6 protein-coding genes are annotated in these 15,518 nt (G+C 27.3%); all 6 read left to right on the forward strand.

Going from position 1 to position 15,518, the window contains the following annotated elements; translation table 11 throughout:
* Positions 1-1,103 precede the first annotated feature (1,103 nt).
* The 6 genes from MBFIL_RS07470 to MBFIL_RS07500 all read left to right on the forward strand — a co-directional run bounded on the left by MBFIL_RS07470 (position 1,104) and on the right by MBFIL_RS07500 (position 15,447).
* Positions 1,104-6,299, forward strand: coding sequence for a beta strand repeat-containing protein (locus MBFIL_RS07470; protein ID WP_066973141.1), 5,196 nt, complete (start codon positions 1,104-1,106; stop codon positions 6,297-6,299).
* Positions 6,300-6,309: 10 nt separating this feature from the next.
* Positions 6,310-8,949 carry a beta strand repeat-containing protein gene (locus MBFIL_RS07475; RefSeq protein ID WP_169805520.1) on the forward strand — a complete coding sequence of 880 codons (2,640 nt, stop codon included), beginning with the start codon at positions 6,310-6,312 and terminating at the stop codon, positions 8,947-8,949.
* A 575-nt stretch (positions 8,950-9,524) separates the two neighbouring features.
* Positions 9,525-11,552: a hypothetical protein gene (locus MBFIL_RS07485; RefSeq protein WP_066973151.1), complete on the forward strand. Its 2,028-nt coding sequence runs from the start codon at positions 9,525-9,527 to the stop codon at positions 11,550-11,552.
* A 351-nt stretch (positions 11,553-11,903) separates the two neighbouring features.
* Positions 11,904-13,295, forward strand: a complete 1,392-nt coding sequence (gene purF / locus MBFIL_RS07490; protein ID WP_066973153.1) for an amidophosphoribosyltransferase — start codon at positions 11,904-11,906, stop codon at positions 13,293-13,295.
* 157 nt (positions 13,296-13,452) lie between these two features.
* Positions 13,453-14,688 carry a peptidase U32 family protein gene (locus MBFIL_RS07495; protein WP_066973156.1) on the forward strand — a complete coding sequence of 412 codons (1,236 nt, stop codon included), beginning with the start codon at positions 13,453-13,455 and terminating at the stop codon, positions 14,686-14,688.
* 171 nt (positions 14,689-14,859) lie between these two features.
* Complete coding sequence (locus MBFIL_RS07500) at positions 14,860-15,447, forward strand: helix-turn-helix domain-containing protein (protein ID WP_066973158.1); 588 nt, start codon at positions 14,860-14,862, stop codon at positions 15,445-15,447.
* The last annotated feature ends 71 nt before the right edge of the window (positions 15,448-15,518 follow it).

A 15,518-nucleotide genomic window follows, 5' to 3' on the forward strand; every position in this document is an offset into this window, starting at 1 on the left:
CCTCAATAAAAAAACAAATATGATTATCTGGAATAAAGTCCCTCAAATTCAAAGGAAGTAAAAACACCTGACCAATACTATCTTCATGCAAAACCATAAACACCAACTCAACAAAAACTAAAAAACATTAATACTATATTACACCCCATAATATTTAAAACTAAGCATAACTAAAAAGAATCAAAAAATAATTATTGCACAGCCAATTTTCAATGAATTTTATTAATATATATTTATTAGTATTAACCAAAACATTTATAAATAATAAAAACAATACATAATACACATAAAAATATTAATATGTATTGAACTTATAGTATGATTTATATTTTGTTAAAACATTAAAAAACATTATATTACTTTAATAATTTATTTAAATTCAATTATTATTATTATTATTATTATTATTATTTTAAAATGAAATATAATAATGGGGATAATCTAAGACACTACACTCCATTAATTTTAAAACAAGTAGGAAAAACACTAAAATATTAGTTATTCCTGCTATTTTAGCTTTATTAATTTGTATTACATTGTTGAGTAGAAAAATAAGGAGATGAAAGTGATGGTATAAAATGCAAAAATGAGGTAATTATAAGAAAACAAGAATGAATACAAATATACTCTTTGATTGTTGTTTTATTATTAGCCATTAGTTTGAATTTGCTGGATAATTTCAAATTAAAACCCCAGCAATTCAAAACAGCTAATAAATTGACACTTAATATGCTTAATATTTTCCAGTTTTATTGATAATTGAAATGACTTCTACTAATCATATTCCATTCATTACTTTAGGAATAGAAGGAAAAGAAGTTTTTTCCATGATCAATAGAAAAAATACTTAATATTTAAATTATTAATTGGAGGATAATTCAGCATAATAAAAAATAAAAGAATATTCAATATCTTGTGATGGTTTATCCTATTTGATTGATAAAATAGCTCTATTGATCCAAACCAATAAATAATGTCAAATATTACAATTTTTTCCAAACTGTAGAACAAAACAAATTAAAAAGAATTAAAAAGAGGTATAACATGTATAACATGAAGAAATATATTGAAAAATATATATATATATATATATATATAAAAACTTGAATAAAAAAAACCTGATATTTCTATTAATAATAGCTGTATGCTTAGCTTTTAGTTTAAATGCAACTTTTGCTTCTAACAGTACTATTAATAATAGTAGTTCTAGTATATGGTATGAAATGTCTTCAGGTCCGATTAATTCAGGAGATACACTAACTTTAAATCCTGGAACCTATAGCGGATTTAATAATACAAATATAACTATTAATAAAAATGTGACAATGCAAGGAAATGGGTCTGCTGATAAGGTAGTAATTGATGCAAAAGGAGCAACGAAAATATTCACTATATCAAATAATACAGTAGTGACTTTCATAAACATAACTTTTGCAAATGGAAATTCTACAACGTATGGTGGAGCAATACATAATAACTATACTACATCACCAATGACTTTTATCAACTGTATATTTGCTAACAACACTGCAACTAGTTATGGTGGCGCTATTTATAATAATGGTAGTAATGTAAGTCTTAGTGGTTCTAATTTCATTAATAATACTGCATTGTATGGTGGTGTTATATACAATGATAATGGTTCTGTAGGTGTTATTAATTCCACTTTCGCTAATAATGCTGCAGGCGCTGTTGGTGGTGCTATTTTTAGTAGTGGTACTATTCTGAATGTTAGTGCTTCTAATTTCACTGACAATAATGCTGGTCAGGGTGGTGCTATTTCTAATGGGGGTACTAATTTTAGTGTGAGTAATTGTAAATTCACTAATAATACTGTAAATCTTAATGGTGGTGCTATTTATAATAGTCGTAATAATTGTAGTGTGAGTAATTCTAATTTCACTGGTAATAATGCTGGTTATTATGGTGGTGCTATTTATAATTATGGTGATAATTTTATTTTGAGTAATTCTAATTTGATTGGTAATAATGCTACAATTCATGGTGGTGCTATTCATAATGATGGTACTAATTGTAGTGTGAGTAATTCTAATTTCACTGGTAATAATGCTGGTTATTATGGTGGTGCTATTTATAATAATGGTAGTAATGTAAGTGTTAGTAGTTCTAAATTCATTAATAATACTGCAACTAATGCAACTAATGGTAGTGGTGGTGCTATTTATAATAATGGTACTAAATTTAGTGTTATTGGTTCTAATTTCGTTAATAATATCGCATTTAGTGGTGGTGGTATCTACAATAACAGGACTGTTAATTTTACTGTTAGGGGTTCTAATTTCACTAATAATAGTGCAAAAAATAGTGATGGTGGCAGTATTTACAATACTGGTGTTAATTTTAGTCTTAGTGGTTCTATTTTTGTTAACAACCGTGCACTTTATCTTGGTGGTGGTATCTACAATTGGGGATCTAATTTGAGTGTTAGTGGTTCTAATTTCACTAATAACACTGCAAGTACTGGTGGTGCTATTGCTAATTATCTTAGTGTTAATATGAGTATTAGTGGTTCTAATTTCATTAATAACAAAGTAAATAGTCAAGGTGGTGCTATTTACATTGATGGTGCTAATTGTAGTGTTAATGGTTCTAATTTCACTAATAATACTGCAAGTATTGGTGGTGGTATCTACAGTGATGGTGCTAATTGTAGTGTAAGTAATTGTAAATTCACTGGCAATAATGTTCCTACTTTTGGTGGTGCTATTTATAATTTTGGTGATAATTGTAGTGTGAGTAATTCTACTTTTGCTGGTAATAATGCTACAATTCATGGTGGTGGTATCTACAATTGGGGATCTAATTTTAGTGTTAGTGGTTCTAATTTTATAAATAGCAGTGGAAAATTAGGTGGAGCTATATTTAATAATAGGGGTATTGATGTTGAAGATTCTAATTTTATAAACAATACACAAGGTTTTGCTACAAATACAACTACATTTAACTTAAGCAATAATAATTTCACAAATAATACAATAGCTATTGAATTCACATTATATAATGAAAATTATAATATAACTAGTTTAACTAACAATAATAATATTTCTAATAATGCCTATGCTATTGGTATAAGTGGAAATAATAGTAACTACACAATTAAAGATTCATTTATAAAAAACAACAATGGATTTATATTTACACAATATGCTATAAACAACCAAATTATTAATTCAAATATATCTAACTACACAAAAGTAGCTATTACTGTTAATGGGACTAATAATACTATTGATAATCTAAATATTACTAATAATACAATAGCTATTTTAGTCACTGGAAATAATACACATATAAAAAATTCTACTATTTTAAATAATAGTCAAGGAATTATAGCTAATTCTACATCTAATAATACTATTATAGGTGTTACTGGTTCTAATTTCATTAATAACACGATAAATAGTTTTTATGGTGCAGCTATCTATAATAATGGTAGTAATATAAGTGTTAATGCTTCTAATTTCATTAATAATACTGCATATAATGGTGGTGCTATATACAATAATAAGGGTGGTTCTATGAGTGTTATTACTTCCATTTTCACTAATAATACTGCAGTGCATGGTGGTGCTATTTATAATGATGGTGTTAATTTTAGTGTGAGTGCTTCTAATTTTACTGACAATAATGCTAATCATGGTGGTGCTATTGTGAATGTTGGTGTTAATTTTAGTGTGATTAATTGTAAATTCACTGATAATGCTGCTAATGGTTATTATGGTGGTGCTATTTATAACGTAGGTGTTAATTTTGGTGTGAATGGTTCTAATTTCACGGGTAATAATGCTACTAATGGTAGTGCTATTTATAATGAGGGCTTTAATTCTACTGTGAGTAATTCTAATTTTACTGGTAATAATGCTAGTAATTACGGTGGTGCTATTCATAACATAGGTGTTAATTTTAGTGTGAGGATTTGTAAATTCACTAGTAATATTGCTACTGTTTCTGGTGGTGCTATCTATAATAATGGTAGTAATGTAAGTGTTAGTGGTTCTAATTTCACTAACAATACTGCAATCACTGGTGGTGCTATATACAATGATAATGATTCTATGAGTGTTATTACTTCCATTTTCACTAATAATACTGCATATAATGGTGGTGCTATTAATAATTGGGGCACTAATTTTAGTGTGAGTGATTCTAATTTCACTGGTAATATTGCTACTGCTATGGGTGGTGCTATTTTTAATTATGATGGTGATAATTTTAGTGTGGTTGCTTCTAATTTCACTGGTAATAATGCTACATATTATGGTGGTGCTATTTATAATGAGGGCACTATTTTTAGTGTGAGTGATTCTAATTTCACTGGTAATATTGTTACTTCTATGGGTGGTGCTATTTATAATGGTGGTGTGAATTCTACTGTGAGTAATTCTACCTTCGTTGATAATAATGCTAGTAATTATTATGGTGGTGCTATTTATAATGTTGGTGATAATTTTACTGTGCTTGCTTCTAATTTCACTGGTAATAATGCTGCACTTCATGGTGGTGCTATTTATAATGGTGGTACTGTTTATGATTATAATAGTGGTACTACTTATAATGTTGGTGTTAATTTTAGTGTGGTTGCTTCTAATTTCACGGGTAATAATGCTACTAATGGTAGTGCTATTTATAATGAGGGTGTTAATTCTACTGTGAGTAATTCTACCTTCGCTGGCAATAATGCTAGTCGTTATGGTGGTGCTATTTATAATGAGGTTGTTAATTTTAGTGTGAGTAATTGTAAATTTGCTGGTAATAAGGCTAGTTATTATGGTGGTGCTATTCTTAATAGTGGTGATAATTTTGGTGTGAGTAATTGTAATTTCACTGGTAATAATGCTGCTACTGCTGGAGCTATTTATAATAATCTTAGTGATAATTTTGGTGTGAGTAATTGTAATTTCACTGGTAATAATGCTACTGTTGGTGGTGGTGCTATTGAGAATTATAATGGTGATAATTTTGGTGTGAGTAATTGTAATTTCACTGACAATAAGGCTACATATTATGGTGGTGCTATTTATAATTTTGGTGATAATTTTGGTGTGAGTAATTCTACCTTTGCTGGTAATAATGCTAGTAATTATTATGGTGGCGCTATTTTTAATGGTGGTGTTAATTGTAGTGTTAGTGGTTCTAATTTCACTGATAATAATGCTACAATCCATGGTGGAGCTATTTCCAACCAGGCTGTTAATTTTAGTGTGAGTAATTGTAATTTCACTAATAATACTGCTTCTAATGGTAGTGCTATTTATAATGAGGGTACTGATAATACTGCTTCTAGTGTGAGTAATTGTAATTTCACTAATAATACTGCTAGTAATTACGGTGGAGCTATCTATAATAAGGTTGTTAATTTTAGTGTGAGTAATTGTAAATTTGCTGATAATACTGCTAGTGATTATTATGGTGGTGCTATTTATAATTTTGGTGGTAATTTTAGTGTGATTGCTTCTAATTTTACTGGTAATAATGTTACACTTCATGGTGGTGCTATTTATAATGAGGGTGATAATTTTGGTGTGAGTGATTCTACTTTTGCTGATAATAATGCTATTAATGGTAGTGCTATTTATAATGATGGCGTTAATTCTACTGTGAGTAACTCTACCTTCGCTGGCAATAATGCTAGTCGTTATGGTGGTGCTATTTATAATGCTGGTGTTAATTGTAGTGTGAGTGATTCTACTTTTGTTGGCAATAATGCTACAATTCATGGTGGAGCTATTTATAATTATTATGGTGATAATTTTAGTGTGAGTAATTGTAAATTCACTGGTAATAATGTTGATTATATTGGTGGTGCTATTCATAATTATTATGGTGTTAATTTTAGTGTGAGTGATTCTAATTTCACTTATAATAATGCTGGATATTACGGTGGTGCTATTTATAATAATAATGGTGATAATTTTAGTGTGAGTGATTCTAATTTCGCTGGCAATAATGCTAGTGAATATGGTGGAGCTATTTATAATGCTGGTGTTAATTGTAGTGTGAGTAGTTCTAATTTCACTGATAATACTGCTACAGTTCATGGTGGAGCTATTTCTAACCAGGCTGATAATTTTAGTGTGGTTGCTTCTAATTTCACTGGTAATAATGCTACTAAGGGTGGAGCTATTTATAATGAGGTTTCCAATTCTACTGTGACTAATTCCACCTTCGCCAGTAATAATGCTACTAATGGCGGAGCTATTTATATTAAAGGTGTTAATTTTACTGTGAATAATTCTACATTTTTGAGTAATGATCATATCTATTTATACATTAAGTAACCAAACTTTCATGAATAATAATGTATTTAATGGCAATGATGGTGTTTTGGGAATTGGGTTTAATGACTCGACTATTGATTTAAATAGCTATTTACTAAATAATACTATAACTAATAATGGTATTGTTTTGATTGTTGATGGTAATAGAAATAATATTTCTAATGGTTCAATTATTGGAAATAATAATACAAGAGGAATTTTTGTAAATGGACAAAATAACATATTCTCTAACATTACAATAGCTAATCTAAAAGTTGGTATAACTTTCAATTCATCAAATCACAACAATGTTTTCACTAATGGAACATTAGAAGGAAATGAAGTGGGAGCTATAATGGATGGTTTCAATGACACCATAATAAGCTCAACAATTGTAAACAATACCGTAGGAGTAAATATCACAGGATATAGCAACACACTAAATTACAACAGAATCTATCAAAACACTTTAGGTATGAACAATTCAGGAACTAGCACTACTAGTCTAAGTAAATCTGTAGTATTAAGTAAACCTAATACAGAATATTCAATTAATGCTTTATCTGATAATGAAAACATTATTTTAACTATTGTTCGTGAAATTGTTAATTATACAGTTAATGTAAGTGTTTTAAAAGTTGCAAATGTAAGTGGAAATGTTCATGTTGGAGACAATGTAACCTACACCATAACTGTAACTAGCAATGAAATATTAAATAATGCAACAGAAGTCTTTGTAGAAGATCTAATTAATTATAATAAAGTACAATATCTTAACTCAAATGTAAATAAAGGAACATATGACTATGGTACTGGAATATGGGATATTGGAACATTAGAAGCAGGAGAAACAGTAACATTAACTGTCAATGTGACTATAACTGGAACTGGAATTTTAAATAACACTGCAATACTTGAAACAGATGAAAATAACACTAATAACAACACTACAAGCACAGTAATACTAAATATAACTGATGTAGATATATCAATAGTTAGTATAGCTAATACAACAGGAATTACTCATATTGGAGATAATATAACTTATACAATCAATGTAACGAATAATGGAGACTCTGATGCAACAGGAGTTTATGTAGTTGATAATTTAGATCATAACAAAGTGCAATTCATAAATGCAATTGCGTCTATTGGAACATATAATGAAAGCAATGGAAAGTGGACAATCGGCAACCTACTTCCAGGACAATCTGTAGTACTAACGATTAATGTAAAAATAATAGGAAATAACTCAGTAACAAACACTGCAAACTTAACCACTGACCAAAGAAATATCAACAACCAAAAAAATGAAAGCACAATAACACTTAACATATCAGATGATGTAAATATAACTGTTATTAAAATATCTAACACCACAGGAACAGCAAACACCGACGATACAATAAAATACACAATCACAATCACAAACAAAGGACTAACTAACGCAACAAATGTCTCTGTAACTGATAATCTGAATAATAATATGCTGAGTTTTGTAAATAGTAGTGCCAGTCGTGGAAGTTATGATAATAATACGGGTATTTGGACTATTGGTAGTCTTGGTGCTGGTGAAACTGTTGTATTGAACATAACTGCTACTATTATTGGTAGTGGAACATTAACTAATATTGCAAATGTTATTGTTGATCAGAATAATATAGATAGTGGCAATGGTGCTGGTAATTCAATCATTAATGTTATCAATGTTAGTCATAACACTAATCTCAGTGCTTCAATACCTGATGCTAAGATAGGAGATACTGTTAATATTACTCTGAATTTAACTGATTCTGATGGTAATTCTGTAAGTACATTTGCTAATGTCACTGTTGATGGTGTACTTTATCCAAATGTTGAATTTATTGATGGAATAGCTAAGATTCCTTACAATATCACTGAAATTAAAAATAATGTCACTGTTAAATTTGAGGGTAATAATAAGTATAATCCTTCTAATGATACTGTTGGTGTTAATTTCAATATAAAAGATGATATTGATATTGATATTCCTGATAATAAAACTGATGGCAATAATACTGATGGCAATAATAGTGAGGGCAATAATTCTAATACTGATGGCAGTAACAGTGAGGGCAATAATTCTAATACTGATGGTAATAATACTGATGGTAATAATAGTGAGGGCAATAATTCTAATACTGATGGCAGTAACAGTGAGGGCAATAATTCTAATACTGATGGTAATAATACTGATGGCAATAATTCTAATACTGATGGTAATAATACTGATGGCAATAATTCTAATACTGATGGCAATAATAGTGAGGGCAATAATTCTAATACTGATGGCAGTAACAGTGAGGGCAATAATTCTAATACTGATGGCAGTAACAGTGAGGGCAATAATTCTAATACTGATGGTAATAATACTGATGGTAATAATAGTGAGGGCAATAATTCTAATACTGATGGTAATAATACTGATGGTAATAATACTGATGGCAATAATAGTGATGGCAATAATTCTAATGCTGATGGTAATAATTCTAATGCATCTCATAAAGTTGCAGTTTCTAATGTGGGTATGAAGAAAACAGGTGTTTCTTTAATGGTTATTATAGTATTAATGTTAGTATTAAGTCTATTTGGATTAATTGCACTTAATAAATTAAGAAATAATAGTAATTCTAAAAATAATACTGTTTGAGATATTGTATGAATTTTTCAAAATTCCTTTTAATTTTTTGACCATGAATTCATATAATTCATCTGGAATTGATTTAGTGTCTTTTCAAATTCAGTCACGGATTCATAATATGTATTATTATAGATTAACCTTTTATTTTCTTTTTATATATTATTTAATTATTTAATACTTTTTTCCTGTTTATGGTGTTTTTTGTTGATTATTTTATTTTTCATTGATTTTCTTGTTATTTTTTTAGTAGATTTTTTAACTATATTTTCAAGGTTTTGTAGTATGTAGAATATGTATAGAATTGAACTTGAGGGGAAGAAATTTTCTAATCTTACCTGACAATCATGTAGGGTCTTTAAAAGAAATACTAACTTTTCATTATCACAAAACATCATTATATGTCCATTAATATGATTAATTAATATTAATTGTTTAATTTGTAATATTTATAAACATTCATCATTTTTTCATAAACTTTATTAAACAATATTTCAATAATTAGTAGTAATAATATTCAATATTAATTTAGTTTAGTTTTACTGAAATTTTCATATTTTTAAACAAAGTTTTTAAAGGATGAAATAATGAGCTTTAATCAAAAGAGAAATAAACTCCAAAAACGACAAAAAATGTATAACAATCGAAGAAAAAATGCAAATAATTTCAACAACCTCAAAGAATCAAATAAAGAAGATGAAGATCATCTCAAGTTTTTAAGGAGTATAACTGATGATGAATTCATTGTAAGTGATATTAACGCTGATGAAGATGTTAATAGTGGTAATACTGGTGAAAAGTTTAATATTAATAATAATTTTGATATGAACAATAATAAAATTATTAATCATAAAGATCAAAATAATCCTACCGAGGCTACTGAAGCCTATTTTGTAAATTTGAATGATATTGGAGATATTTCTAATAATATCAAAAATTCTTTAGAAGATGAAAATTATAATAATGAGAATGATATGGTTAATACTAATAATGAATCTATTAATCAAAATACTACTAATCACGAATTAAATGCTGATTCTTTAGATTTTAGTATTTTTGAGGATATTGAAAATAATGGTCCTGTTTTTACTAATGTTGATGAATTAAATAACAACTTGATTTCCAATGGTTTGGATGATTCTAATTTCCAGCAAAATACTGAAGAATTTGGTTTAAATCTCAATTTAAACTCTAATTTAAATAACACTGATTCAGATTCTAACTTAATCAACAATATTAATAGTAATAATAATAGTAATAATGATCTTAATAATAGTAATGATGATATTATTGATAAGGATGTTTTTTTAAATAAATTTAATAGCTATCTAGAGAATAACACTTTAAATGAGTCTGATTCTATTAATGATATGGATAATAATAATACTGAGGATATGAATAATAGTAATATTAACAATATCAATAATATTAGCGAAAATACTAATAATGTTCATCTTAATAAATTTAATAGCTATCTTGATTTAATAGAGAAAAAATTAAGAAGTAAAAAATTTGCTGTTGATGTTAGAATAGTTGTTGGAGATCCTATTAAAGCGGAATATTTATCTAAAGCTATTAATAATATTGATTTAGGTGTTAATTTTCCAATTGTTTTTTCAGCAATTATTCCGACCACTAATATTCAGATTGTTAAAAATGCAGTTAAAGGTGCAGATATTGTTTTAATAGCTATTGATATTGAAAATGATGATGTTGAAAAGTTTAATGAAGTTTTTAAAGATACTGAAAGTCTTAAGGGTATTGGAAATGCTGTAAATTTTGCAAGTCATGAGGGTCATGAAAATTCCAATGTTAATATTACTTCATTATTACGAGCTTATGAGAAATCATTTGGAAATAGTGTTTCTAATGTGGAACTGTTGAAATTTCCTAAATATAATGATATTGAGATTGTAGATAATGATTTAATTCAAAATGAATTGAAAAATTCTATTATAAAAGTAGGTCTATCTTCTATTTTAAATATTGTTAGTGAAAACCAAATTAAAGCTATTTTAAATGAAATTATTTGTAAATATGAAAAATCAATTAGAATTAATGAAAAACTAAGCCTTGAGAATACATTTATTGCTGATGAATCGGAAACTCTTAAAAATGAAAATAATCGATTAAATAAAGAAATAATTGACCTTAAAAATGATTTAAGTAATATTAAATCTGATTTTTCACAGTTCAAGACTAAATTTTCTGATATTTATAATAAAAATATCTTAGAAATGTTTCCATTATCTAATCTTTGGGAAGAATCATTTAATGAATCATTAAAAAATGAAGAGGAGTTAATAATAGCTACAAATGATTTTAAACCAGATAATATTATAATTGGTCAAGGAGTTATTTGTGCAAATTCTAAAAAAGATGCTGTGGAATGGTTAAAAGTTATAAAAACTGCTCTTATTTTCTTTGAAAATAAAGAGGGCAATTTTTCTGAGTTTATGAATCAACATGATTATAAAAATAATAATCCTGAAAAAAATAATAAGAAAAATAAAAATAATCATTATTTTAATGATTATGATTATAATAAACATGATTATAATAATAAAAAACAAGATGAATTGGACTCTGAGGATTATGAATCATTTTGGGATTAATAATTTCAACGTTCTTATTAATACTTATTTTAATTTTTCTAATTATTTTTATATATTAAAAGAATTAAATATTATCTTATGATTAGTATTAATTTGATGATAAATTAATTTCTTATTATAACTTATATTTGTAGTTAACTAACCCTTAATCATAAGTATACTGTTAATAAATTAATATAATCAATTTAGCTTTGTTTTTAATTTAATACATTTAGTAATAATATATTTAATAATTAAATATAATTTAATAAAATTTACAACTTAATAATTTAATTGATATTATTAAAATATAATTTATAATATAAAATTTCCTTTATTGGGGCATATTAAAATGTTTATGGAGAGTATATATTGAGAGATAAATGTGGTATTGTAGGTTTGCACTCAAATTCTTCTGAAGATGTCTCTTCTTTTATTTATTATGGGCTTTATGCATTGCAACATAGAGGACAAGAATCTGCTGGAATGGCAACTTTTAATAATGATCAATTACATCATTATTATGGAATGGGTCTTGTAACAGATGCTTTTAAAGATTGTTCTTTTGAAGAATTACCTGGTTCTGTTGGAATTGGTCATATAAGATACTCAACAACAGGTAATTCAAAATTAGAAAACTCTCAACCTTTTATAACTGATTTTAACAATGGAATATTAGCAACAGCACATAATGGAGATATCATCAATTCTAATTCATTAAGAAAACAATTAATTGATGAAGGTTTTAAATTCAGATCTACTACTGACTCAGAAGTTATTTGTAACTTATTAAAAAGAGAACATGAAAAAACAGGAGATATGATTAAAACCATTGAAAATCTTTCTGAACTTATTGTAGGTTCTTATTCATTAGTAATTCTTGTAAATGATAAATTATACGCTTTAAGAGATCCTGCGGGCATGAAACCTCTTTCAATAGCTAGAATGGATGATTTTTTCATGATTGCTTCGGAATCCGTTGCTTTTGATGTTATAGGGGCTAATCTTTTAAGAGATGTTGAACCAGGTGAGGTGGTTTACTTTGAAAATAATGAAATCAGATCACATCATCTTAAAATCGCAGAATCTATGAGAAATGCTCATTGCATATTTGAATATGTTTATTTTGCAAGACCTGACAGTATTATTGATAATAATAGTGTTTACAATGTTAGATTAAACATAGGAAAAAAATTATTTGAAGAATATCCTATTGATGCTGATGTTGTAATGCCTGTACCAGATTCAGCGATTCCTGCAGCTATTGGGTATGCAAGAGCCTCTGGAATTGATTATGGGGAAGGTTTGATTAAAAACAGATATGTTGGAAGAACATTCATCATGCCTACACAAGGAGAACGAGAAATAGCTGTTAAATTAAAAATGAATCCTCTTAAATCAGAGTTAGAAGGAAAACGCATAATATTAATTGATGATAGTATAGTAAGAGGAACAACCTCTAAATCTTTAATCAGGCTATTAAAAGACAGTGGTGCTAAAGAAATTCATTTATTGGTAGGTTGTCCACCTATAATATCTCCCTGTTACTATGGAATATCAATGGCTACAAAAAAAGAGCTAATAGGTGCAAATAATACTGTTGAAGAAATAAAAGAAATTTTAGATGTTGATTCATTAGGTTATTTAAGCTTGGATTCCTTAGTTTCTACAATAAATCTTCCATTTGAAGATTTGTGTCTTGGATGCTTAAATGAAGAATATCCTACTGAAATCCAAAATATAGGTTCTTATAATGAGTGTTAATATTAATTTAAAATATGAATCTTAATATATTTTCTGTCATTTGTGGTTGATGACATTTTATTTTAAATTTATTAGTAATTATTTTGTAAAATGTTTTGTCATTTGTGGTTGATGACAATATTGTTTTAATTATAATCTTAAGTTTAATGGTGTTTTAATGGTTGAATTATTAGCTCCTGCAGGTGACTTTTCTGCATTGAATTCTGCAGTTAATAATGGTGCAGATTCTGTTTATATTGGATTAAATGGATTTAATATGAGAATAAATGCTACTAATTTCACAATTAATAATCTTAAAAAAGCAGTTGATATTGCACATAATAATTCTTCAAAATTATACCTTTGTACTAACACAATTATGAAAGATAAGGATATTAATAAATTTAAAGAATTATTGCCAGCTATTAAACAATATGGTGTTGATGCATTAATTGTTTCAGATATTGGTATGGTAGATTTAGCTATTTCTAATGATTTAGAAGTGCATATTAGTGTTCAGGAAAATGTATCTAATTATAGGACATTAAAAACACTTAAAAAACTAGGAATTTCTCGAGCTGTGCTTTCAAGAGAACTAAATATTGAAGAAATAAAAAAAATAGCTAAAAATTCTCCAATTGAAACAGAAGTCTTTATTCATGGTGCAATGTGCATGGCAATATCTGGAAGATGCTTTTTAAGTTATGGATTATATGGAAAAAGTGCTAATTGTGGAGATTGCCTACAACCATGTAGGAAACAATGGATTTTAAATGAAGATAATAATCAAAATACTAATACTAGAATCATTAACAATGAATCTAAAAATACTAATTTTTTAATTGAAAGATCTAAAGATAATTCTTATAAAACTCATTTTTTATCTCCTAAAGATATGGCAATGATTGAACATATTCCTGAATTGCTAAAAACTGGAGTTGATGCTTTTAAAATTGAAGGTAGGGCTCGTGCATCTGATTATGTGGCAACCACTACAAAAGTTTATAGGGAAGCATTTGATTCATATGAAAATGGTAATTATAAGTTTAATCCTAAATGGTTAGATGATTTAAATAATGTGTTCAATCGTGGTTTTGACACTGGTTTCTATTTTATCAGACCCTATGAAATAAGTGGAAGTAATCAATCACCTATTAGAAAAAAGGACATAGGACAAATTGTTAATTATTATTCCAAAATCAAAGTTGCAGAACTTAAGATATGGGATGACTTAAAATTAGGGGATGAATTATTAATTCAAGGGCAAACTACAGGATCAATAAAACATAAAGTATGCTCAATGGAAATTGATAATGAGAGAATAAATCAAGTTAAAAAAGGAAATAATGTGGCAATAGCTATTAATGAAAAAGTTCGCCCTAATGATCATGTTTATAAACTAATAGAAAAATAGCTATCTAATTTGTTTATATTTTTCTTATTTGTTTATATTTCTTTTACATTTCTTTTATTTGTTTATATTTTTCTTATTTATTCTTATTATTTTAATCTATATTTGGGTATTATAGTACGATACCTATTTTTTGACAATATTTATATAGTATAAAATATATAATATTGGTATATGAGTAAAGATTCTAAAGAAGTAGTGGTGCGTCATATTAGTTCTACTGAGCTTAATGATTTGATTTATAAGTTAGAAAAGATAGCAAAAAAGGTTAATCGGTTACATTTTATACGGCAGCTTTATGAAGGAAAGACAATTAAACAAGCTCGCTTAAATTTAGGAGTTCCTGAAAAAACAGCTTATAACTGGTTGTATAAATGGAATGAAAGTGGTGTTAATGGGTTGAATCATAAAAAAGGAGCTGGAAGACCATCATTTTTAACTGGAACTCAATTTAAAGAAGTGGAAGAATTTATTAAAAATAATGATTCTTTAGGAACTAAAGATGTTCATTATTTCATAGAAAAGAATTATGGTATTGATTATAGCCTAAAACAAGTAAGACAAATAATAAAAAAGCTCAAATTTTCTTGGATTAAACCTTATCCAATATTTTCAAAGTCTCCTAAAAATGCAAAAGAAATAATGAAAGAAACAGCACAGGATATAAATTCTGATGAGGACATTTATGGTTTTTATGATGAAAGTGCTATGCAAAATCTAGCAAATATCTCAAAAGTTCTTAAAAAAAAGGAGAAAAAGTAAAAATAAAAGTTAACCCTGAACGGATGAAAATCAGTGTTGCAGGATTTCAATCACCTAATGGGAATTCAACA

It is taken from the genome of Methanobrevibacter filiformis, from assembly GCF_001639265.1.
Lineage (GTDB): Archaea > Methanobacteriota > Methanobacteria > Methanobacteriales > Methanobacteriaceae > Methanacia > Methanacia filiformis.